This is a genomic window from Brassicibacter mesophilus (assembly GCF_050433385.1).
Lineage (GTDB): Bacteria > Bacillota > Clostridia > Tissierellales > Proteiniboraceae > Brassicibacter > Brassicibacter mesophilus.
The window spans coordinates 84,801-109,867 of record NZ_JBNPXI010000005.1 but is presented as its reverse complement, the minus strand read 5'-3'; the positions used below and the strand labels follow the sequence as shown (position 1 = coordinate 109,867).

The following is a 25,067-nucleotide window of genomic DNA, read 5'->3' as shown; positions in this document are numbered from 1 at the left end:
ATATCAGTATATCTTCTGGCACTCTTCGTTTCAAATAGATTATGTGAATAGATGTTTTCTAATCAATAGAAAATTTCAATAGTTAATATGTGACACATATTTCGTATATCTCTTCTTATGTGAACAATAAAAAAAGTCAGAGAAATTCTTCCCTGACTTTTTTTTATTCTATTTTATTTTTAGATGCTGATTCTATAATTTCTTAATCATATTATAGGTGCAAGCAGAAGCACCTCTTCATTCTCATTATATATTGTATTAAATTGAGCTATAGGCAGTGGATTCCTCCCTATACCTGTTTCAAAAGTATATCCCGGTCTACCATATTCTTCAATAAACCAGTCCTTATATCCAGCATAAGCAGCTTCATAAGGTGTATCTAATACAGCATATCCTGACGCCCTAGAAAAAATCTGTGCAATAGCCAAAGCGTTAGGAGGTGCAAGATTAAGATATTTCCAGTAAATAACTCTTCCCTGTGTATGGTATGCAAGAGTAAGTCTAAAATCGTGTTGTCTTGTAAAGCTTACCATAGCCTGTGTTTCTGGTTCTGAAAGAGGATATGGTCCACCAAATCTTGTAGGTCCAGGTCCGGTAACTCCAAGAGCTGGTTCTTGAGCCTTAGCTTCTTCCCAGCTTGCTGGATAGTTTCTGTTTAAATCAACTCCCCTAATATTTGCATTCCATACTTGTGAGAGTGGTCTTCCTGTATCATTCCATCTTAGAATTTCATCATAATACGGGTTTTCAGGACTTATTCCTTCGATTACAACATTTACCCCATCTGGATTTACCATAGGGACTATATAGATGCTACTTCTTTCCCATATTTCGGGCACATTGTATCCTCTAATAAAAGAACCACTTACATAAGCCTTTAAAAAACTTTCTGCAAACTTCATTAATACAGGCGAATTAATCCACTCTAATGCATGATGAGAAGCATTATAAAATACCTTTCTTGGACCTCTACCTAACCTTAAATAATATAAATTTCTTCCTAATACACTTTTCCCAGCAACTCCTACCTCTAAAAATGGATACCTTGCTTTTAAACCATTGATATTCTTTTCCATGATTTCATAAGTATACCCAACATCAGTTAGCACCACATCAATACCATATGGAACTACAATTCTTGTTCCTACAACCAAATTGTTTGGAGCTATGCCAGGATTTGCAACAATTATAGCGTTTACAGTCGTATAGTATCTTCTAGCAATATTATAGAGAGTATCTCCTGTTCTGATAGTATATGTGTCATAACCAATGATAAATCGATCCAATAACCTCCATGTCATTGGACCAACAATTCCGTCTGAGGTGAGCCCATTATTACGCTGGAACTCCATCACTGCTTGTCTTGTAGCTTCTCCATATATTCCATCAATAGTTCCAGGATTATATCCTATTTTGGTAAGAATACTCTGTACTAGCTTTACATTATTCCCTGTGGATCCAAGCCTCAATATCTCCATGTCTTCACTCCTATTATAGTTCTCTTATACATAATATTACAGGAGTAAAGTATATGTGAGCATATTCCATTCATAATCTACACTCAGTTATTATTAGTCTTTTGCTTACGACTTCTTTTGTGTGCTTTTTAGTACTAAAAGATGTTTTATATTATCTACTATTGTAAAGTTATGTACTTGAATCATAAGCCATAGTGTTCCATTAAACGGTTTTGCTGTTTTCATTAGTTCAAGTACTTCTTCATCAAATTCATGAGACAAGCTTTCAATCATAGGTACTAAGTCGAGTGTAATTACAACTAATGTCACAAAGCCATGTTTTTCAGGATATAAAGTACAAAGTGATTTCCCAGATTTCTTGTATTTTATATTCCATCCAGGCTTGCCAGAGCATTTGCTATACATTATCTTAGGTGAAGCATTGTATTCATTTTGAATAAAAGAATTTACATCCTGCCACATTCTTTGTGTATATTCGTCCATATAATTAAATATTTCTTCATAAGTAGGAGTATGACTAGCATCTTGAATTAAATCTCTATCAAACATTAATATATCTCCTCGTATAGTCTACTTAATGATTTTTTCATTTCTTCGATGTTACTTATCAAAGGTGAGATAGGGGTTCTCCCTTAAAAATTTCTCATTTTACTGGAAATACAATTTTAGTTAAAAGCTCACTTTCTGGCACGTCCATAGGTGAGTTATAATAAAACTCATAAGACACCCCTGTAGCTGTATATTCATTTTCCTTTATCCATTGCATCATTTCATTATAAGGAGCTTCCATATCTTTATATGGTCCTTTAAACATGCAAGATATTTGTTTTCCTGCAGGAATTTCGCTGGATTCTATATTGCCCTTCCCAGCCATAGGCTTGGAAACAGGGAATCCCATCTCTACATCAAGATTTTCCATATCTAGATTGTAATATGCTACAAAAGGAACATCTGACGGTTCACTCTCAATTTCTTTGAGATACTGCATAATGCTGTTATATGCTTTGCCTATCTCCTCCGGAAGATTCTCGACAGAAGTCCTTGTTCTAATAGAAAGCACATGTTGTGAAGGTTGATCAGTTAACTCAATTTTAAAGTTCATTATTTTTCCTCCTTACATTTTTTCTTAATTATACCATTCCAAACATGACAGCTGTGTGTCATGTTTAGTTAGAATATTTTTTATATATTCCTTGTGCTATTTCAGCAAGAATATTTCGAATATGTAAAGGGCTTACTACCTCCACTCCAGTACCAAAACTTAAGAGAAAACCATAAAGCCAATTATTTTCAGTAAGCATAATCTTAACCATGATTCTGCCATCTTCCCTAGTTACTGTGCTCCCTCCAAACCATTCATCAACGATGCTCTCCAGCTCTTTCTCGAAAACAAGCTCAAGCTCGACCATATCTTCTGTTTTCTGCCAATCACTATCCCATGGAAGCTGTTCCATTAGGACTTCTCTAGGGGTAAAGATTGTATCCGAAGCAGTCATTTCATTTATTCTTGACAGTTTAAAAAGGCGAAAATCTTTCCTCACTAAACACCAAGCATAGAGGTACCATTTTTGTCCTTTCAAAACCAGTGAATACGGTTCGACTCTGCGACAGGTTCTATTGCCTGATGAATCTGTATATACAAACTCGATTTCCTTAAAGCTTTCTATTGCATTTCGTATAGATGCTACTTTTGCTTTAAGAAGCTCATCTCCCCCCCACGGAGATAAATCTATCACAAGCTGTTTTGCTTTTGAATCCAGTTTTTCAAGCTGTGAAGCCGAAAGTGTATTTTTGATTTTATCAATTAAAACAGAATGTCTACTATCAGGAATAGTTCTATTGACTCCGTTCAACATAGTTATAATTGCAGCCATGTCATCTCCGGTCAGAACACTTTTATCTAAACGATACCCTTCTACAATCCCTATTCCACCATTTGTACCTTGATATGTGACTATAGGTATTCCTGCAAGATTTATGGCCTCTACATCACGTAGTATAGTTCTAACAGATACATCAAACATATCGGCTAATTCTTTTGCCTTAACACGCTCTTTTCTAAGAAGAATAACTAAAATTGAAATTAATCTATCAAGTTTCAATCTATCACCGCCTAACTAGCAAATATTATACTTAACCTCAGCATAATAATGTATCTTACTTCCATATATTAATAATATCTTTTTATAGAAATATATTCAATGATAGTAAAGGTATATTAACCAAAATAAAGGTTTTTAAATAAAAAATTGAATATATTTATATAATATCTTTAATCTCACAAATTTCTTATGATAGGTACTGAATATAAATTAACTTAATAGATTTATTCCAATACATATGCCACCATTTAAACATAAATCCACATAACTATTAATACTAAGTTTTAGTTATGCGGATTTTCATCATATACTAACAATTTTAGGTCGTCTCTTAAATATCAGTTTTAAAACGCTGGGATCACATTTCCTTTATAAACTCTATTAATTACCTCTTTTGTTTCTTCCTGATGATATATATCAGCTAGTTTAATGAGTGCTTTATTGTCTTTATCTTCTGGCTTTACTGCAATAATGTTTATATATGGCTTTGCATTCTCGCTGCTTACATCCTCAATGAAAATAGAGTCTTGTGTAGGAGTAAGTCCTGCCTCTACTGCTACACCATTATTTATTACTGCAATACTAGCATCATCAAGAGAACGTGGTATTTGTGTTGCTACTAGCTCTATTAGCTCTAAGTTTTTTGGATTTTTAACTACATCTTTGATTGTTGGAAGTAATCCTACTCCATCTTTTAATTTAATTAGTCCTGCCGATTGTAGTAAAATAAGTGCTCTTCCTCCATTTGTCGCATCATTGGGCAAAGCTACCTTATCTCCGTTTTTCACTTCATCAATAGTTTCTATTTTATTAGAGTAAATCCCCATAGGTGCTAGTACTGTATTTCCTATAGAGACAAGGTCTAGTTTATGGTCACTCTTAAACTTATCAAAATAAGCAATTGTCTGAAATGCATTTGCATCTATCTCTCCTTCAGCTAAAGCTAAATTAGGACGTACATAATCTGAAAATGCAACAATTTCTAACTCGATATTTTCATGAGCTAGCTTCTGTTTTACGTAGTCCCACACTTCATGTTCCGCACCAGTAACACCCAATTTAATTGTAGTCTTTTCAATAGTAGAATCTGTTTTTGTATTACTGCATCCCACAAATGAAGATAAAATAACTATTAATGCTATAAATGTTATAAAAATCTTTTTAACTTTCATTTAAATTCCTCCTAGATTTTAGTGATTTATTTTTTTTAATAAAAACTCTCCGAAGCCTTGCACCAAGTTCACAAGGATTAATAGAACAATAATAGTCACAACCATGATATCTGTCTTAAAGTACTGATATCCGTAGCGTATGGCAAAGTCACCTAGCCCTCCTCCGCCAACCGTACCTGCCATAGCAGAAAGTCCAATAAGACTTATTATGGCAATTGTTAATGCATAAATAATTCCTGGGAGTCCTTCTAGTAGTAAAATTCGACATATAATCTCAAATGGACTAGAGCCCATTGATTCAGCAGCTTCAATAACACCTCTATCAACATCAAGTAAAGCTGATTCAATTTGTCTTGCAATAAAAGGAGTAGCTCCAAAAATTAATGGCACTATAGCGCCCTTCATTCCAATAGTTGTACCTACTATAAGCCTAGTAACTGGAATAATAGCAGCCAGCAAAATAATAAAAGGAATTGACCTTAATGTATTCATAATTTTACCTACAATCTGAAAGCTCCACTTATTCTCTAAAATATGTCCTGGTCTTGTAACTACTAATATTACTCCTATAGGTATTCCTAATATAGTCGATATCACTCCAGATATAGAAACCATACATATAGTTTCATACAATGCTTTAAGCAAATCAGGATATAACTCGATTAGATTCGGTGCTAATGTCTTTATCAACGTTAACATCTTTTATCACCTCAACATAGATATTATGGTCTTCTAAATACTTAATTGCCTCTAAAATGTTCACTTTATTTCCACTAAGCCTAACTATAAGACTTCCAATAGGAACATTTTGGATGTTTTCAATATTTCCAAATAAAATACTAGCATCTATTTTATATACTCGAGAAATACGAGAAATAAATGGCTGCCCTGTTTTTTGTCCCATAAATGATATTTTAGCAAGCATCTGACTCTCAGCAATTTCATTTACAAAGTGCTCATCTTCGTAGAAGCTTTGTATATTGTTATAATGAAATATATTAGAAACAAAGCTTTTTGTAATACTCTCTTTAGGCTTCGAAAATACTTGTAAAACATCTCCGTTTTCAACAATTTCTCCATTTTCCATCACCGCAACCCTATTACATATTTCCTTAATTACTTGCATTTCATGTGTAATAATTACAATAGTTAAACCTAACTTTTCATTGATTTCCTTTAGTAGTTTTAGTATAGACTTTGTTGTTTGTGGGTCTAAAGCAGATGTAGCTTCATCACATAAAAGAACCTTTGGATCATTGGCTAGTGCCCTAGCTATTGCGACTCTCTGCTTCTGACCCCCACTAAGCTGAGAAGGGTATGCATGTGCTTTATCATTTAAGCCAACTAATTCAAGAAGTTCATACACTTTGTTTTGTATCTGATTACTATTTAATCCACTTCCTTTTAAAGGATAGGCAATGTTTTGAAATACACTGCGTGCCTTCATTAGATTGAAATGTTGGAATATCATGCCGATTTTTTTCCTGCTTTGCCTTAGCTGCTTTGGTGAAAAACTAGTTAGCTCTTTTCCATCAACAATAACCTTTCCTGACGTAGGTCTTTCTAGCAAGTTAATGCATCTAATCAATGTACTTTTACCAGCTCCACTGTATCCAATAACCCCAAATATTTCTCCCTTAGAAATGTTAAGATTTACTTTCTTCAATGCTTCTACAGCTTGATTCTTAGTAAAATAAGTCTTGTTGACATCATTAAGCAGAATCAATACAATCACTCTCCTCGTAAGAATAATTTCAAAATTATTAACAGAAAAACAGCAATAAAAAAAGCCCTATGGAAAGGACATATTATTCTACTATACCTTCCCATCTCTCAGAACTGTGTTCTGCTGGATTTAGCACCTGGCATTAATGCAAACGCTGGTTGCTGAGACTTCATTGGGCCAGTCCCTCGGTCTCTCTTGATAGGTTATCTCTTATTATTTTTTTACTTCATTTAATTCTTAACGTTTTACTGATTTAAACTCTTGTTTAATCTGATTAAGAAGCTCTGTATCTATAATCAAATCTAACCCTGTTAATGCTAGTGCTTTTGCCCCTAATAACAGTGCATTGTCGGCTTCTGCTGTAATAGCAGCATTACGGAAAGCAACAGTATGACCTACTAAGTTTTTATTACCTATTTTTATTGTAGGATGAATAGTAGGTACAACTTGGCTGATGTTTCCCGTATCAGTTGATCCAATACCTTTTTTACTACAAGCATCAAATTTTTCCCCAAGGTTTTCTAGGTTATTTTTGAAAACTTCATCAAGCCTTTTATTTATAAGAAGATTATCTACAGGGTTCTGAAATGCTATAATATTTAATTTGGATCCAGTAGCCATCGCAGCACCTTCTGCGATTGCCTTAACTTTTTTAGTTACTTCATCAAGTTTTGATTTTGTTTCTGCTCTTATAAAGAATCTTGCTTTTGCATAATCTGGTATAATATTGGGAGCATCTCCACCATGTGTAATAATTCCATGTATTCTTACATCATCAGCAACATGTTGTCTAAGAGCATTGATCCCATTAAATAAAAGTATTACAGAATCTAGAGCATTGATTCCTTCCTCAGGAGCTGCAGAAGCATGCGCAGATTTGCCTATAAATTCAAAATCTAAAGGATCTACAGCAAGGCTATTTCCTGTAATAGTAGTCCTGTTAGAAGGATGAAGCATCATACATGCATCAATTTCTTCTAATAAATTCTCTCTCACAAAGCTTCCTTTAGCACTTCCATTTGGCCCGCCTTCTTCTGCTGGTGTTCCAAAAACAACCACTTCTCCACCTATTTCATCTATAATACTTCCTAATGCAATGGCTGCTGCTACACTAGTTGCTCCAATAATATTGTGTCCACACGCGTGTCCTAAACTAGGTAGTGCATCATATTCTGCTAAAAAGCCTATCACAGACCCTGAAGAACTGGCAGCCCTTTTACGGCCAATAAATCCTGTTGGGTGTCCAGCGACACCTACTGAGACATTAAATCCGTGATTTGCTAGCGTATCTGACAGTAGTTTACTGGCAAAAAACTCTTCATTTCCAATCTCCGGTCTGTTATGAATCTGATGACTAATAGATATATATTTTTCTCTGCCCGATTCAATACTTGAAATAATATGCTTCTTAAAAAATTCAACCTCCTTTGTGCTAAATCTCAATCATATCACTCTCCTTTAACTTTAATAAAATTGAACAATTATAAAAAAGGCTTCTAAAGAAACATTATAATGTTGCCTTTTTTGAAACTCATATACGGAAAGTTCTTGTTATTAAAAATATAAAAGTAGAACTTTCCTATTCGTTATAAAACAAAAAACCCCTTCTTATATACAATAAGAAGAGGCTATACATTCAGTCAAAGAAAGCATCCACACTCTTCTTATCTTTCAAGCTAATCGCTTGCTGGAATTGGCACAGTATTCTCAAAAATTGAGAATCCGCTGCCGAGGTTTCAAAGGGCCAGTCCCTCCACCTCTCTTGATAAGAAGTTTTTCGTATTCAATTACTTGAAACTAATTATAAGGGTTTCTTAGTTTATTGTCAATATAATTTTTCATCATAAATACAAAATCCATTCTATATTGATGAAATGTTTCACATCTCCAATTATCCGAAATTTTTTCAAAACTAGCGCTTAGTCATATATCCTATATACTGTAAATTACTCTAAAATATCACTAATAGCCCAACTGCCATCACTACCATTCCACCTATTAACCCAAATATTGACAGATGATGTTCACCATATTCTCTGGCAGCTGGAAGTAACTCATCAAGTGATATAAATACCATAATTCCAGCAACTGCTGCAAATGAAATTCCAAATACTACATCATTCATAAATGGCCTTAAAATAAGATATCCAATTAATGCACCAAGAGGCTCAGATAGTCCAGATAATAACGACATAATAAATGCCTTTTTCCTACTTCCTGTAGCACAATATACTGGTATTGATACTGCTATCCCCTCAGGAATATTGTGTATTGCTATTGCTAGAGCAATTGCAATTCCTAAAGATGGTTGATTAACACCTGAAATAAAAGCAGCTATTCCCTCCGGGAAGTTATGTATCGTTATTGCTAAAGCCGTTAAAGTTCCTGTTTTTAATAGTTTTTTTGAATTGTGATTTATATCGCAGCTATTAGTTTCCTCTATTTTGTGCTGTTCATGTGGATTTTCGGGATTTGGAACAAATCTATCAATTAGCGCTATTACCATCATGCCTAAGAAAAATGAAGCCGCAGTTGCCCATTCTCCACTTTTAACACCTAAACTATTGATAAGATGTTGTCTTGCTTCATTAAAAATCTCTACAAAAGATACATATATCATAACTCCTGCCGAAAATCCCAAAGCAATTGACATTAGCTTAGCATTAGTTTTTCTAAAAAGTAGTACAAATAATCCTCCTATACCTGTTGATAGCCCTGCAAAAAGTGTAAGAAGAAACGGTAAAACAAAATTACTAATCTCCATTATATGAATCCCCCATATTCATTAGAATATCTGATATTATATAGGCATTGAAAATCATTCTTAATAAAGTATACTTTCTTAAGCTTATAAAGTCAATATTTACAAAAGGTTTACTTGAAATAAAGGGTTTTAAACAGAAAAATTGAATATTTTCTATGATATATTTTTTACTAAAAATCTGTTAGAACAGGTGATAAATATGAGTGAATTTATTAGATTTGAAATAATTACAAAAGATAAAATTGGTATGACGTTAGATATATTATCTCAAATTTATTCAGCTAATATAAACCTCAATTCTCTAGAAGTATTTCCTGAGAAAGTTTGTGTGAAAATAAGAAGTATAGATGAAAGCAGAAAAAATTTACTTATAAACAAATTATCAAGATTAAATGGAGTAATTGCCATAAATGAAGTTGAATTACTTTCATACGAAACAAACGAAAGAAAGCTTCACGCCATTATTAACTCTGTAGAAGATGGAATAATTTCTGTAAATAAGAACTTTGAAATAGAAATTTTTAACAATTATTGCGAAAAGGTTTTCAACTGCAAAAAGGAAGAAGTTCTAGGTACTGATATAAGAACACTAATAGGTAATAGCTCCTCTATTGTAAAATTGAATGGAAAAGAAAATAATTATAATGATTTTCAGCTTAGTTTAGAGAATGCTAACAATAAACAGTATATAACCACAGAAAATCTTATAAAAGATGATAACAATAAAACCCTTGGAGCTGTTTTGTCTATCAGAGATGTTAAAAAAGTTATAGAAATAGCGAATATAATTTCTGCGAAAAGCGAGGATGCTTTCAAGGATATTATAGGAAATAGTGCATTAATTGAAAAAGCAAAAAAAATCTCAACACTCGTTGCTAAAAATGATTCGACTATTTTATTACGCGGAGAAAGCGGTACTGGAAAAGAATTATTTGCAAAAGCTATTCAAAATCTAAGTAATAGAAAAAACAAAAGCTTTGTTACACTAAATTGCGCTGCTCTTCCTGACAGTTTAATTGAAAGCGAATTATTTGGTTATGAAAAGGGAAGTTTTACGGGCGCTTTGGAAAATGGTAAGGAAGGTCTCTTGAAAGAAGCAGATGGCGGCACACTATTTCTAGATGAAATAGGTGAGCTTTCTATGCCTATGCAAGCAAAGTTACTAAGAGCCATACAAGAAAAAAGTATCAGACGGATAGGAAGTAAAAAAGAAGAAAAAGTTGATGTTAGAATTATTGCAGCCACCAATAAAGATTTAGAGAAAATGATAAATGATAATACATTCAGAGAAGATTTGTATTATAGGTTAAATGTTATCCCCATATATATTGCACCACTTAGAGATAGGCTTGAAGATATTCCTTTACTGATTACCTTTTTCATAAATACATTAAATAAAAAGCTAAATAAAAAGGTCGAAGGTGCAGAAATGGAATTTATAAATAATCTTATGGAATATAGTTGGCCAGGTAATGTTAGAGAACTGCAGAATGTTATAGAAAGAGCTATGAATCTCTGTGAAGGAAATCTATTAAAACTAGAAAACTTAATTATAACCCATAATAAAGTTATAACAAAACCCCAAATCGACTTTACTTTTGCTGGCGACTTAACATTGAAAGAAATTATAGAAAACTGTGAAAAAAGAACAATTATAGATTCCTTAAATAAAAATGAAAGTTTTAGAAAAACAGCTAAAGCTTTAGGTGTTTCGCACACGACTATTATTAACAAAGCTAAAAAGTATAATATAAAGTGTAAAGAATAATTTCCATTCGGAAATTATTCTTTACACTTTTGGTGTTTATATGGTTTAAAAACTTTCCACCTTTTTTTTGTTTGTTTATAATAACATAGAATAGCTATTCTTAGCAGTTATATGCATTTATTTCAGATAATGAATTTTGGTATAATTATTGCTTATTATATTTATATCAAATAAAAAATATGATTTTTGGGGGGAAAAGTTATGGATAAAGAACAATTAAAAAACATGGGATTTGGAACAAAAACTATACATGGTGGTCATAAAAAGGATATAGCAACTGGTGCATTAACTACTCCTATTTATCAAACTTCAACTTTTGTATTTGATTCTGCTGAACAAGGTGGAAGAAGATTTGCTTTAGAAGAAGGCGGCTACATATATACTCGATTAGGCAATCCTACAAATACTCAGGTCGAAGAAAAAGTTGCTATATTAGAAGGTGCAGATGCCAGCATGTCTACTGCTTCTGGTATTGGTGCCGTTTCTTCAGCTTTATGGACAGCACTAAAAGCTGGAGATCATATAGTTGCTTCAGAAACTCTTTACGGCTGTACTTTTGCATTTTTAAACCATGGATTAACTAGATTTGGCGTTGAAGTTACATTTGTAGATGTTACTGATCCTGAAAATGTTAGGAAAGCTATGAAAAAGAATACTAGAGTAGTATATTTAGAAACACCTGCAAACCCTACTTTGAAAATTACCGATATAAAGACTATATCCAATATAGCTCATGAAAATGAAAACTGCTTAGTAATGGTAGACAATACTTTTGCTACTCCATATATCCAAAGACCACTAGAGCTTGGTGCAGATGTTATTATTCACTCCGCTACTAAATATTTAAATGGTCATGGAGATGTTATAGCTGGATTTGTAGTAGGAAGCCAAGATTTTATAAACCAAGTAAGACTTTTTGGTGTTAAGGATATGACTGGAGCTTCTTTAAGTCCATTTGACGCTTTCTTAATAATGAGAGGAATGAAGACTTTAGAAATAAGGATGGAAAGACATTGTCAAAATGCAATGAAGGTTGCTAGATTTTTAGAGTCCCATGATGCAGTTGATAAAGTTTACTATCCAGGACTTGAAAGCTTTGAACAGTATGAATTAGCTAAAAAACAAATGAAATTACCAGGAGCAATTATCTCCTTTGAACTAAAGGGCGGTTTCGAAGAAGGCAAAAAAGTTATAAATGGCACTCACCTATGCAAAACTGCTGTAAGCTTAGGAGATGCAGAATCACTAATTCAGCACCCTGCTTCAATGACACATTCTCCATATACACCAGAAGAAAGAAAAGCTGCTGGAATAAGTGAGGGTTTAGTTAGACTATCTGTTGGCCTTGAAACCTGTGAAGATATTATTAATGACTTGAAAAATGCTTTAGACTTAATATTATAAGACTTCTTGATTACTTAATTAAATACAAAGCCACTTAACTTTTAATTTTAGTTAAGTGGCTTTATATGTTATCATATAATACTATCTTAAGACTCTTTAATACCTAGTATTTGCTGAGATTATTTAAAGTCAACTTCTAGTAAGTTTCTACAAACAATTCAAAATGAGCTTTAGGATGAATACATGCAGGACATTTATCAGGTGCTTCTATGCCTTCATGAACATAGCCACAGTTACCACATTTCCATAAAACTTTTTCATCCTTTTTAAACACTTTATCATTCTCTATGTTTTCAGCAAGCTTATTATATCTTATCTCATGTCTTTTTTCGGCTGAAGCTATCATGTTAAATGCTACAGCTACTTCAGGAAAACCTTCTTCTTGAGCTACTTTTGCAAATGCAGGATAAAGATCTGCCCATTCTTCATTCTCACCACTTGCTGCCGCCTTTAGGTTATCAAGAGTTGTTCCCTGTGCTACAGGAAAGCTAGCACCTATATCTATAGTGGCAGGTAGTTCACCTTGAAATCCCTCTAATAAAAACTTATAAAATCTTTTTGCATGCTCTTTTTCGTTGTCAGCAGTTTCTATAAATATGTTTCTTATTTGTTTGTAGCCTTCCTTATCAGCTGCTGAAGCATAGTAAGTATAACGATTACGCGCCTGTGATTCACCAGCAAATGCCTTCATAAGATTCTCTGCAGTTTTTGTTCCTTTCAAATTTTTCATCGTTGTCCTCCCTTTTTTTATTTATTTATTTTTTCAAGGCATTTGTTACATATGCCTTTGAAATAGACATTTTTTTCATCTACCTTAAAACCATATAGAGCTCTAGTAGAATAATTATCTATATCTATAGGAAAATCATAAATTTTTCCACAAGCTTTGCATTTAAAATGTCCATGATTTATAATATCTGCGTCATATCTTGCATCATTATCCTCGGTAGATATAACTCTTACTATTCCTGCATCCATAAATAATTTTAGTGAATTATACACAGTAGTCTTTGATAAGGTTGGAATTTCATTTATTAGCTCAGTATATATTTGATTAACTGTAGGATGATTCTGATTCGTTATAAGGTAATCAAGCACTTTTATTCGTATATATGAAGGTTTAATATCTTTTTCTAATAATATGTTGATAGCATTTTCTCCTATCACATGCATAATAAACCCTTCTTTCATAAATTTATTTGTATTTTTTTCAATATTGTAATGATTACATTTTTATTATAGCTACATTTTTTCACGCTGTCAATACTATAATTAAAAGATTACTATAGAAAATAACCTCCTTGTTATATATTTTTTAATACACCTGGCAAGAAGGTTACGCTTAAATTCTTATTTTTAACTATGTTTCTGTAATAACTACATGCTGTTTTTCAACATCTGACAATGCATTAAATATTTCCTTTATTATCTGACAGGAAACATTCACATAATTTCTAGTATAAAATGATATAGCGTGCTTTTCACGCTTATTAGCTTCTCTAAGCAATAAATCATCTGTATTATGCCTAGTGTAATCCGGTCTATGTAGCTTTGGCAGTTTTTCAAATGCTCCTAATCTTTTATGTATCCTTGCATGCATAAATTCTATACTGCTTAATTCTTTAAAAGTCTTCTTTATTTTTTCGTCTGTAGCTAATCTACTGGCTTCTTCATAAAATTCTCCATTAAATACTTCTAATTTCATGGCCTTCTCTAATACTTTTAAGCTTTCAGTATCTAATGATTTAATATCTAGTTCATAAATTTCTCTTTCATTATCTAGATAAGCTTCATTTGCTCCGCAGAAAGGACAGTTTATAATCTTATTTTCTTTATTTTTTTTAACAAATGTATGGTAATTCAAATTATAATTTTTTTCATTTATCTTCATGCCACATAATAAGCATTTTAATGTCCTCACAGTATTCTCCCCCTTATGTTAACTTTGAAAAGTTTATAATAAATGTATATAATCTTTAAGAACTTCTCGTGTTCTTCCTTCTTTTCCTATGACTCTTTCCGCTGTGATCATAGAGTTAAGAACCGCTTCTTCTTCACATTCAGCTACTGCTCTAAAAACAGTGTCAATTATATTATCATTTAGAACCTGTATATCCATTATATTCTTGTTAGGTTGATTTTTAATTATATTTGCCGTGGAAAAAGCAATCATTATTTCGCCACTACAATGTCCAATATATGAACCTAATCTTGCCAGTCCTACTCCAGCTCTCTTGCATATTCTATGCAGTTGTATACTGCTGACAGGTATATCAGTAGCTATTATTGATATTATTGAGCCTTTATCTGTCACTACTTTCATGCCCAGCTCTTTAGAAATCATATTTCCAATATTTTTGCCATTAATAGATAAATCATTTAGTAATCCATGATTTGATAAGACCAAAACTCCTATGGTATAGTCTTTTCCATCAATAGTTAAAACACGTGATGCTGAGCCTATACCACCTTTTAGTTGATGGCATATCATCCCTTTTCCTGCACCTACATCGCCTTCTTCAAAATCTATTTTTGCGTCTCCTATAGCTTTAAACACATGTTCCTTTTTTACTGCTCTATTTTGAATATTATTTAGATAACCATCATTACATTCACATACTATGGGATTAATAGTTTTTATTTCAATACCATCTTTTTTAGATTCTTCTACCATAAACTCAACTACGGCATCATGAACCAGCCCAACGTTTAAAGTATTTGTTAAAGCTATAATTGATTCCATACTTCCTAATTCGTCAATTTGAACAAGTCCTAAAGTTTTTCCATAGCCATTTAACACATATGCTGCTGCAATAAGTTTATTCTGATAGATATTTTCTTCCATCGGAAGTATTACGGTAACACCAGTTTTATTCTCGTCAGTGTCTATTGTGCAGTGACCTACCTTAACTCCCTTTACATCCGTAATTTTATTAAGCTTTCCCTTTGGTAATTCTCCAATACTTATTTTATAATCTTCTATTCTTTTTTGTTTTGTCACTCTCACTCCACCCCTTAACTTATATATTACATACTCTACATATCATGTATCTCTGTATTCATATGCATACAAAAAGTTTTCCCCAGTATATATCAATAATACCTTATTATCTGATATAATCCAAGATATGACCAAAGGAGTTAAAATAATGTATAAAAAATAATGAGACAGATTCACTGTCCCATCTATGTTAATAATTTTTAAATGATTTAAATACTTCACAAGCTTTTTTCTGATGTTTTATAGTTCTGCTCCAAAAATTGCTATGTTTTGATTAAACATAGTGAATTGATTTCTCTGCCATTTCAATGATGTCTGAATATATCCTAATGAATCTGCATTGTATCTGCCTGCAACTTTTTGATATGCTAACAGCTCATATACCCCATTTGAGTCAAAATCAATCGGATAAAGCCCACTTAATGGATTTACAAACCCTTCTATCGGTGACTTCAATTTGCCATCTGAATCGTATATTTCATCTAAATAATCTTTTCCTTTATAGGAAATATCAATTATATATTTAATACCTGCCGTAATATTAACTACTTCAACCTTATAATAATCCTTATACGTCACTTTATAATCATAAGCTTCATTGAATACATTGTAGTCAAATAATAATCTTGGTATATTCATCAGATATGAATAGATGTAATGATACATAATAGCACCACTTCCGCCTGAATTAATGCTTATTAGTATGTCATCGACTCCATCACCCGTAAAATCTCCTAAAAAGAGAGTGGGATTATACCCAGCATCTGATTTAAGAGGAATAGAACTAAACATACCTGTTCTTCCATCTTGAACTACAAGAGTAATCCTTTGTACAAATGGACTATCTGGTGTTTTTACACCAGTAAGATAAACGTTATCTGGTATCCCGTCGCCATTTACATCTCCTCTTGCAAAATAGACTATCATTGCTCAATACCTCCTCCACAAGCATTTATTATTATCATATGCTAGTGTAGAGCAGAAGTTCTAGTTTCGCAGTGTTAAGTACTAAAGTACACACAATTTTGAGTTGCCAGTAGTATCTATTTCACAATATTTGTTTTTTCTAGATTCTAATTATGCTATAGTTTTCCTGAGTGTATTATAGAAAGCCAATAATATGGAGCGGGCAAAATGGTTTATTCATTGATTTTTCCTTTTATTATTAATCTGTGAGTTGATTTAGTCATAGGGTGACATGTTACTAGTGTTATTTCTTTATCTTTTTTATTGCCATTCAATACCCACACTTCTTCTGGCTTAACATACAATTTTTCTGATACAGTATATCTATACTGATTTTTTCCATCGTCAACCTCTAGTATGTCCCCTATCTCTACTTCATCTAACCTATTAAAATTTCTTCCAAAAGTACGACTTCTGTGACCAGCTATGGAATAATTTCCGATTTTTCCCGCTTCCCCTGTATTTTCTATACTTGCCGCTGACATTTTTAAATTTTTATCTGTAGCTCCATGTAATATTGGTAAACTCAAATTGATTTTTTCAATTATAAGCATTCCTTCCATGTTCTTTTTTATGTATTCTTTTCTTCTCTTCTCTTCAGCTTCTTTTTTCTTTCTTTCGTTTTCTTTCTTCTTTTTTTCTGCCTCTTCATATCTTTCACTATAACTCGAATAATCTTTTAGCGTTCTATTATTACTAATATCTTTATTTTGTGCTTTTTCTTTACCTAGTAATATGGTCTCATTATTTTCTTGAGGTGTTGTATAACTACTTTCTATAGCTAATAAACTTTGTTGCCATTCTTTTATGAGTTTTTGTTGTTTGTAGTTATGGAATAACTCTGACCCCTTAGGATATGCTACTACTAATAGCCCTGTTAGTATGATTATTGTAGAAACAATTCTCCTTAGCATTATATCTATCCTTCCTGTTCTTAGCGTTCCTTTATGGTAGATTTTAAAAAGGCAGAGATTTAGTCTCTGCCTTTTCTTTGAACTGTCTTCTTCTATGCTATCTTCCTTCTTAGGAATATTCCTGCTAACATCAATAGTAATCCTATGAGATAAAATCCTGACCTGCTATGTTCACCAGTCTTAGGAAGCTCGTCTGGAATACCAATAGGTATATCTTCTACATCTATCTCGACAAAAATTTCTTCTTCCGTTCCGTCTGGATGAACGATTTTTATTGTAAACCTATCCTTTCCTACGAAACCTGAGTTAGGTGTATATGTCCATTTTCCATTTTCGTCTATAGTAACTGTTCCATTTTCAGGAGGTTTACCAATCTCTGTAGTGCTATCCTCTGGAACTTCTACCTCACCATCCTTCGGTGTCTCTTTAGGTGTAGTTTCTTCAATAGGCTCCTCTGGTTCTTTAGGATCCTCTGATTCTTCTGGTTCCTTTGGTTCTTCAGGCTCTCCTGACTCTTCTGGTTCCTCTGAATCCTCTGGTTCTTCAGGTTCTTCAGGTTTCTCTGGTTTCTCTGGTTTCTCTGGTTTTTCTGGCTTCTCTGGTTCTTCTGGTTCTTCAGGCTCTCCCGGGTCTGTTGGTACTGTTTTCTTTTTGTTTTTTAGAATATGTTTTACTGTTTCCTCATTCTCTTTGATTTCAAATGTATGTTTTTCATTATTTATTACATATCCGTCTGGTGCTTTTGTTTCTTTAAAATAATATTTACCAAATGCTAATCCTTCAAACTTCACTGTTCCATTTTCATCAGTTATCTTTTCTTCTACTAAGGTGTTATCTTCAGTATATACTGCTATCTTCGCATTTGGTAAAAATTTTGATGCTGATATATCTGTTTTAGTTAGCTCGAAGCTTCCTCTTATTTTAGTATTAGATATGCTTTCTGGATCTGCTTTAACTGTTACGCCTTCCTCTTCTACGGTTGCTTCTAAAATTTCTTTTGTTATGTTATATCCTAAAGGTGCTTTAGTCTCAACTATTTTGTAGCGTCCGTATTCAATATCCTTAAACACTACTTTTCCTTGCTCATCACTTATGGCTGTCGCAATTGGGGTTTTAAATTTTTCATCGTCTTTAATATATAGAGTGAATTCTGCACATTCAATTGGCTCTCCTTCTTCACCTATTTTGGTAAATTCAATATTTCCTTTGATTCTATTATTTTCAAAGTTATATGTTATATTTTTTGAATCTTCTTCATTCTTAAGTGTAAATTCATAAAGCTCATTACTTAATACATAGCCTGTAGGGTGAGTTTTCTCTCTTATATAATAAGTAGTGTTGAATTTCAGTTTGTCAAATACTATTTTCCCATCTTCTCCTGTTTCAGTAGAAGTTTTCAAAATATTTTTAAACTTATCTAGAAGTTCAAATGCAGCACCTTTTAATTTTGATGTATGATCCGCACTATCTACCTTAATGACAGTAATACTGCCATTAGATCCTGAGGCTCCTCCCCCTCCAGTTTGGAAACTAACTTTTGTTCCTGAACTAGTATCCTGTTGGTTCAATCCAGTTCCTTTGAAACTTATCGTATTCATGAAAGTATGGTTCTTGTGAGTGTCAGCAATATTAGTTCTAAACTTTAATATATACGCATCATCAATGGTTTCATTAAAGCTAAATTCGAATTTTCTTGCCTCCACATCGTATTTTACATTACTTCCATCTAGTGCTATTTCTTCTCCTTCTGTAAGCTTGCCATCATCTGCAGTTATTAACTTGACTAACCTAACTGATGAGGTATCTAGTTCAAGCCCCTCTTGTAATGTGTCCTCAAGAATAGCATTTTCTATTGCTAGATGATTTTGGTTAACTATTACTTCCCAATCTATATAGGAGTTACCACTTGTATATTTCCCTATCTTACTAACTACAGTATTTTTTATAGTTACATCTCCACTTGATTTAACACTAGCAGGAATATCATCTCCAAATAATTCTGTAGTATTATATATTTTTTTATCTCCATTAGTGTCAAAGATGGAAAGGTCAGTTATCCTCGTTTTAAAGATTATAGTCTGTATATCGTTAATTTCCTCAGGAAAATTGTACCTAAATGTTTTTGTATCTTGGTCAAAGCTGTAGCCGTCTTTATCTTCTTTGTTTCCTTGTGTTGCAGAGTTGCCGTTAATCGTAACTGACTTTTCTACAAATTCTTGATATTCACCTATTTTATCTATAACGTATGCGTTCTTCATAGGCATCTTGTTTTGATTAACTACTATTATCCAAGTTGCTTCTCTAGTAAGGTAATCATAATTCGTGCCAGTTTTTTTAATGACTTGACTGCTTACATATTGTTGTCCTTTTGAAGTAGACTCAGGTATGTTATCACCAGATAATTTTGCAATGTTATAAAAAGTTTTACTCGCATTATTAGCATAGATTGTATTATCTAATACCTCAGTCTTAAAAGTTATTGTATAAGTATCACTAATTTCCTCTGGAAAAGTATAAGTGAAGCTCCCTGTTTTTTCACTGTCATTCTCATCTGCTGGAATGTAAGTAAATTTATCAGTGTTCAATCCGTTGTCAATTGTAAAGGATCCATCAACATACTCCAGCCCTTTAGGTATATCATCACTAAATATTGCATTTTCTATTTTAATCTTGTTGCTATTAACAGTAATCTTCCATGTAATTTCGTGAGTTGTTTTGTTATATCCAATTCCTTCTTTTTTAATCACGCTAGTAGGAACTCCTACACCTTTTTCGTCTGTAGCATTTCCTGGAACCCCATCTCCTATTAATTCTACAAAGTTTTTATATGTTTTTGGTGTGTTAGAGTTATATGCATCAGGGTCCACAACCTTTGTTGAAAATGTTAATGAATGGGATTTACTAATTTCTTCACTAAAACTATATGTTAGGACATTCCCTGCATATGTTAAAGGTCCATCAACTGTTACTTCTATACTATTTCCATCAAGCTTTATTGTGCCTTGTTCTAATTCTAATCCGTCTGGAATAGTATCTACAATCTTGGCATTTGAAATATTCATGTGATTGTTATTGATTGTTATCGTCCAGTCAATTTGTTTCGTTGCACTATTATATTTCCCAGTTTTACGAATAAAATCTACCGTTGTATTAACTTGAGCTTCATTTGAAACAGATTCTCCATTATCCTCATAGGCTACCTTGGATTGATTCTTAAAGTAAATCTTTTTCCCTTCAGAATCAAATCTACTAATATCAGGTTTTGTTTTAAATGTGATTGTGTACTCTTCATCTGGAGTTGTGTTAATTTCCTTATTAAATTTATAGGTCAGAACTTTACCTATTTCATCCCATGTAAACTCTCCCGTATTTACATCAGGAGTAATTTTAGCAGATCCATCAATGTAGCTTTGTCCTCCCTGAATAGTATCTGTTATAACTACATTACTTATGGGTCTTCGGTCAGGTGCAGTCTCAGGAGTAACCACAATATTCCATGTTATCTCATTATTTTGATTGTCATAATTTCCTGATTTAACAAGATTAATCACAGATGTTTCTGGTTCTTTTTCAAAGTTAACCGTTATTGATTGGCTACTATTTGCTCCAAGGTCAAATTCAATCTTAGTTTCTCCATCATTGCCTATCTCTTTCTCATTAAATTCAGTGTAGACATAAAAATATCCTGCTATGCCTGATAAAGTACTTGCATACTGTGTGAAATCAATAATCACGTTATTATCAGTACCTATATTAGCTGTGGCTATTAATCCTTCTTCTCCATTTAATGGAATTTCTATTGGGCTTACTATTTTTATTTCATTAGGAATTATTAATGCATAAGTATCTCCCTCATTTACTCCTATATCATCAGGAATTGCAAAATAATAAGTGATACGAACCTTTGAGTTCTTTTCTATATCTTCTCCTAATGGATTACCATCTTCATCTGTAAGCTCCACACTAGTAATGAACTGGAACTCTCCAGGCTCTGAATAAATGTCTTCTGCAACTGTAAGATTGCTATAATTAGTTAACAGAAAATTTTCAGTTTTTATTGGTTCTATTGTTCCAACCTCATCGGCAAAAGAATAGTGCAATACCCCAGGTGCTATCATCTGAAGTATCAATACCATAATTATGATCAAGCTTAATTTGTACTTCTTCTTACTATAAAACGCTTTCAATATAGTCCTCCTCTCCATAATTTTTGTATTTTTTAATAATAAGCTGCATAAATTTAATAGACTTTGTGCGCTTACCATTTGATTATCTTTAATTTTCAAATATAAATCTATGCTTATGTTGCTTATATTCATCCCTTTTTTTGCTATTTAAGCAAATTATTCATATAATAAATAAAAAACGACTTCACCTTTAAAATGAAATCGTTTTTTTAAAAACTACAATCTATTTATTTTTTAGATCAGTAAGGATTTTATTAAGAGAGAACTATTTTGAGTTATTAGATTGCTTAATCTTTTTTTCTAATGTTATCATCCCTACACCATGTACTGGCACATAAAGTTTTTCTTTATAATGTCCATCTAGATCTAGATATTCTAAAGTAACTTTAGGATATGACCTACCATGAAGATATCTTAGTTCTTCTTTGGTCATATCTTCAGGTGTCCCCATGATTATCCATTCATCAGCCACCGATCCATTCTCTATGTTTAACTGGTACTTTGTTATCTTATAATAGCCTGAAAGCCCACTTATATTTATATCTATTTCTTTAGCTACCTTATTCTCATATACTAAATATCTTTCTGTATTAGTCAACGCAGAAGTATCTCCATTTAAGAATAAATCATCAAAGTAAGCATAGTTATAGACTAGTATCTGAATGTCTTCATCTTTTTTTGTAACAATGTATTCATCCCCCTGCTCGATTATTTTATCTCCTAGCTTTGATAATAAATAGTATGCAAAGTATGAAGGTTTTTTCAATCCGTTTTTATTGATTAACCCAAAACCTCCGTGGAATGCTGAAGTGCCTGCTTTAGCTTCTTCATTAATATCTGTGAAAGTCCAATATCCTATGGAATCAGCTTTCCCTATGCAATTTAAAATATTACTAATAATAAAATTTGCTACAAAACACGTATCATGAATTAAATTTCGATTAGATGCAGATGCATTCCATTCAGTAACATGAATTTCTGGAGTGTATAGTAAACTCTGATTTATTTTCTCCCTCACTAATTTTAAGATGTTGTAAGTATGATTTTTACCAAAATAAATCTTTTCTAGATTTCCCCAATATGTTAATATATCTGCTGGTCTTTCTCCTCGTTCCGTCAATAGTTCTAATTCATTTAAGCCATCTTTTACTGGGTAAAACTCAGGATATATATGTAAAGAAACGAAATCCAAAGGAACACTGTTCTGACAGCAGTATTCTAAAAAATCCTCTAGCCAAGAACTGTCAACAATAGTTTGGTGAGAAATAGAAGGCCCTCCTACCTTCAATCTATTGCAAACTGACTTGACAGATACAACAGTTTGTTCATAAAATTTAAAATACTCTTCTTTTCCTCCAATCCAAAAAACATATTCTTGATCTGGTTCATTCCATACTTCATAGTACCACGTTTCAACTTCTTTTAATCCATACCTATTGATACAATGCTTTACAAATGCTGATACTAAATCTGTCCATAGCTTAATATCTCTTGGTTGCGATATGTTTGCCTTCCACCAAAAAATCGTTTCGTCTGATTTTTTTATTTCTGAAGGTATGAATCCCAACTCAATAAAAGGCTTGATATTCACTTTTTTCAAAAAATCAAAAAGCTCATCTACATAGGACCAATTGTAAACAATATTTCCATCATTGCTAATATTAAATATCATCATATCGTCTGCAAAGATTCCATGGAATCTTATGTATTCAAATCCAATTTCATTTTGCAGCTCTTCAAGTTGATTTTGCCATTCTTTTCTCAATCCTTCTGCTGCTCTAGTAAAGGAAGTTAGCTTTTTCCAATAAGGAACATAGGACACTCCTTCACTATCTGCATCTACAGATATATTATCTCTAGTTCTAGGAATCATATTGTGATGCTGCTTCTCACTGTATGAAAGCTCTATATAGCTAAATAGCTTTTTAAGTGCCGCTTTTCTATCAACATCTAAATACGTCCTACTCTTTTTCTGTTCTTTATCCACATCTGCACACTTTATATTGCAGTTCGTGTTTCCATGTTTTTTTCTGTATTCTGAAGGCGATTGTCCATATATATCTTTAAAAAGCTTATTAATAGATTTGGTTGAAGGAAATCCACTTTCATAAGATATTTCTGTTATTGTTTTGTCAGTATTTAGCATTAGATTAATAGCCTTATCTAATCTTATATTATTTAAATATTCCTGAAAGGACATTCCTATATTTCTTTTAATGAAATGGGATAAGTAATATTTATTAAGTTGATGGTTATCTGCTATTTCTTGAAGAGTTATTTTTCTTTCTAGGTTTTTATTTATATAATTTATAATGTTTTGCATCCTATTTATATCTTTACTTATCTCCACAGATTTTCCATCATCTATAGGCATATGATCAAAGTTATTTACTAGATAAGCTGCGAGCAAATGAACCTCACTTCCTACTATAAACTGATATCCTACTGTTTTTTTGTTAAGCTCCCATACTATTTTGGCTAGATAATGTCTAATTACATCAAACTTTTTCTGAGCATGCTTTCCGTGAAAAAAAGATTTACAATCAAATATCATTTTGCTGAAGCGTGGATAATAGGTAGAATACCATTCAGAGTTAATTTGCAATGCCAATAATATGTTATCTTCTTTAGTTTTGCTAGTACTATGAATTTCATTACTGTTTATTAGAATTAAATCATTTTCTCTTAGAAGGAATCTTTCATTTCCAACTCTTATATTTACTGTCCCCTGTAAAACTAAAAGTATTTCTATTTCATTGTGCCAGTGCATTTTAAATCTATTGATACTATGGATAAATACTTTTATCGGAAGTCCTTCTTGACTTCTTACTATTTCATAATTGTATTGCATTAAATTCACTATCCCCCTTGTACAGTTATCCTTTTTTAAGCTCTCAAATATTTCTTCAATGAACTGGAAGTATAATTTCAAAGCCTATTTCTATATTTGATTTCAGTTTTTATAGCTATCTTTATTAGCTAATATCCCCTTTTGATAAAGATTTCTTCAAGCAAATTTAATAATATAATTTCATCATATATAATATATATTTTATCTAGATATTCAATATTGTTTTGCTCGTCATTCCTATAGTTCTATTTTGCAATAGCATCTGCATATGCTATATCTTTGTTTAATTCCTTAATTTCTGCATAAATGCCACTGTATAAACTCAATATTTTTAATAATAAATCTTTATCTTTCTTTGCACTATCTCCATACAATATTAAACATAGATACAGTTCTCTACTCATCTCTACAAGTTCTTTATAGCCAAACATAGAGCTAGTTTCCCTTAACATGCAAAGAAATTTTTCTATATTTTTAAAATTTTCACGCTTTCCATTTAAGCAATACTTCATCAGATTACTAAACTGCTCATCTTTTTTCCTCATCAAATTTTTTATGAACTTACGTTTATTTTCCACTTTTCCACCTTCTTATTTATTAAAGTATTTCGTTTTAAGCAAATACCATTACATAGGAATAGAAATTGACATTATTTTATAAAAGATATTGATTTTTAGCTCTTTATCATCCTTTTTAAGTGAATTCCTAAAATAATGTCTATCATATTATATAAG

At 32.2% G+C, this 25,067-nt stretch carries 20 protein-coding genes and 2 riboswitches; of the genes, 2 read left to right on the top strand and 18 right to left on the bottom strand.

All coding sequences use genetic code 11. The features are described from left to right. Window positions 1–206: 206 nt before the first annotated feature. The 9 genes from HNR33_RS08065 to zupT all read right to left on the bottom strand — a co-directional run bounded on the left by HNR33_RS08065 (window position 207) and on the right by zupT (window position 9,242). Window positions 207–1,478, bottom strand: coding sequence for a M14 family metallopeptidase (locus tag HNR33_RS08065; RefSeq protein ID WP_429082109.1), 1,272 nt, complete (start codon window positions 1,476–1,478; stop codon window positions 207–209). A gap of 105 nt (window positions 1,479–1,583) precedes the next feature. Beyond that, window positions 1,584–2,027, bottom strand: coding sequence for a DUF3788 domain-containing protein (locus HNR33_RS08060; protein WP_429082106.1), 444 nt, complete (start codon window positions 2,025–2,027; stop codon window positions 1,584–1,586). A gap of 94 nt (window positions 2,028–2,121) precedes the next feature. Continuing rightward, window positions 2,122–2,580: a GyrI-like domain-containing protein gene (locus HNR33_RS08055; protein ID WP_429082103.1), complete on the bottom strand. Its 459-nt coding sequence runs from the start codon at window positions 2,578–2,580 to the stop codon at window positions 2,122–2,124. Window positions 2,581–2,644: 64 nt separating this feature from the next. Next, window positions 2,645–3,580, bottom strand: a complete 936-nt coding sequence (locus HNR33_RS08050; RefSeq protein WP_429082101.1) for a helix-turn-helix transcriptional regulator — start codon at window positions 3,578–3,580, stop codon at window positions 2,645–2,647. Between the two features lie 344 nt (window positions 3,581–3,924). Next, window positions 3,925–4,752 carry a MetQ/NlpA family ABC transporter substrate-binding protein gene (locus HNR33_RS08045; RefSeq protein ID WP_429082098.1) on the bottom strand — a complete coding sequence of 276 codons (828 nt, stop codon included), beginning with the start codon at window positions 4,750–4,752 and terminating at the stop codon, window positions 3,925–3,927. A gap of 18 nt (window positions 4,753–4,770) precedes the next feature. Beyond that, complete coding sequence (locus HNR33_RS08040; protein WP_429082095.1) at window positions 4,771–5,451, bottom strand: methionine ABC transporter permease; 681 nt, start codon at window positions 5,449–5,451, stop codon at window positions 4,771–4,773. Next, a complete protein-coding gene (locus HNR33_RS08035) occupies window positions 5,399–6,478 on the bottom strand; it encodes a methionine ABC transporter ATP-binding protein (RefSeq protein ID WP_429082092.1) in 1,080 nt (359 codons plus the stop codon). Before HNR33_RS08035 ends, HNR33_RS08040 begins: the two co-directional genes overlap by 53 nt. A gap of 97 nt (window positions 6,479–6,575) precedes the next feature. Next, a riboswitch (SAM riboswitch) is annotated at window positions 6,576–6,683 on the bottom strand. 32 nt (window positions 6,684–6,715) lie between these two features. Further along, window positions 6,716–7,921: a M20 family metallopeptidase gene (locus HNR33_RS08030; protein WP_429082090.1), complete on the bottom strand. Its 1,206-nt coding sequence runs from the start codon at window positions 7,919–7,921 to the stop codon at window positions 6,716–6,718. A 218-nt stretch (window positions 7,922–8,139) separates the two neighbouring features. Then, window positions 8,140–8,250: riboswitch (SAM riboswitch) on the bottom strand. Window positions 8,251–8,429: 179 nt separating this feature from the next. Beyond that, window positions 8,430–9,242 (bottom strand): zinc transporter ZupT, encoded by an 813-nt coding sequence (gene zupT / locus HNR33_RS08025; RefSeq protein ID WP_429082087.1) that lies wholly within the window; start codon window positions 9,240–9,242, stop codon window positions 8,430–8,432. Window positions 9,243–9,441: 199 nt separating this feature from the next. Between zupT and HNR33_RS08020 the strand changes: the two genes are divergently transcribed. Next, window positions 9,442–11,010, top strand: a complete 1,569-nt coding sequence (locus HNR33_RS08020; RefSeq protein WP_429082085.1) for a sigma 54-interacting transcriptional regulator — start codon at window positions 9,442–9,444, stop codon at window positions 11,008–11,010. A 201-nt stretch (window positions 11,011–11,211) separates the two neighbouring features. Further along, window positions 11,212–12,414, top strand: coding sequence for a methionine gamma-lyase (megL, locus tag HNR33_RS08015; protein WP_429082083.1), 1,203 nt, complete (start codon window positions 11,212–11,214; stop codon window positions 12,412–12,414). A gap of 136 nt (window positions 12,415–12,550) precedes the next feature. On the opposite strand, the gene rbr is transcribed toward megL, so the two are convergent. From rbr to HNR33_RS07970, 9 genes are all read right to left on the bottom strand, one after another. Further along, window positions 12,551–13,144: a rubrerythrin gene (gene rbr, locus HNR33_RS08010; RefSeq protein WP_429082080.1), complete on the bottom strand. Its 594-nt coding sequence runs from the start codon at window positions 13,142–13,144 to the stop codon at window positions 12,551–12,553. A gap of 17 nt (window positions 13,145–13,161) precedes the next feature. Then, window positions 13,162–13,587, bottom strand: coding sequence for a Fur family transcriptional regulator (locus HNR33_RS08005; RefSeq protein WP_429082078.1), 426 nt, complete (start codon window positions 13,585–13,587; stop codon window positions 13,162–13,164). 187 nt (window positions 13,588–13,774) lie between these two features. Next, entirely contained in the window at window positions 13,775–14,335 is a 561-nt protein-coding gene (locus HNR33_RS08000) for a ferritin family protein (protein WP_429082075.1), read from the bottom strand. Between the two features lie 33 nt (window positions 14,336–14,368). Continuing rightward, the gene (locus tag HNR33_RS07995; protein ID WP_429082072.1) at window positions 14,369–15,415 is read right to left on the bottom strand and encodes a P1 family peptidase; all 1,047 of its coding nucleotides are present in this window, start codon (window positions 15,413–15,415) and stop codon (window positions 14,369–14,371) included. Between the two features lie 240 nt (window positions 15,416–15,655). Beyond that, on the bottom strand, window positions 15,656–16,342 hold the full coding sequence (locus HNR33_RS07990) for a VCBS repeat-containing protein (protein ID WP_429082069.1): 687 nt from the start codon (window positions 16,340–16,342) through the stop codon (window positions 15,656–15,658). A 212-nt stretch (window positions 16,343–16,554) separates the two neighbouring features. After that, on the bottom strand, window positions 16,555–17,295 hold the full coding sequence (locus tag HNR33_RS07985) for a class D sortase (protein WP_429082068.1): 741 nt from the start codon (window positions 17,293–17,295) through the stop codon (window positions 16,555–16,557). A 92-nt stretch (window positions 17,296–17,387) separates the two neighbouring features. Continuing rightward, window positions 17,388–21,482 (bottom strand): SpaA isopeptide-forming pilin-related protein, encoded by a 4,095-nt coding sequence (locus HNR33_RS07980; RefSeq protein ID WP_429082066.1) that lies wholly within the window; start codon window positions 21,480–21,482, stop codon window positions 17,388–17,390. 265 nt (window positions 21,483–21,747) lie between these two features. Then, complete coding sequence (locus tag HNR33_RS07975; RefSeq protein ID WP_429082064.1) at window positions 21,748–24,333, bottom strand: GH39 family glycosyl hydrolase; 2,586 nt, start codon at window positions 24,331–24,333, stop codon at window positions 21,748–21,750. Window positions 24,334–24,578: 245 nt separating this feature from the next. Further along, window positions 24,579–24,878, bottom strand: a complete 300-nt coding sequence (locus tag HNR33_RS07970; protein ID WP_429082062.1) for a hypothetical protein — start codon at window positions 24,876–24,878, stop codon at window positions 24,579–24,581. Window positions 24,879–25,067: the final 189 nt, after the last annotated feature.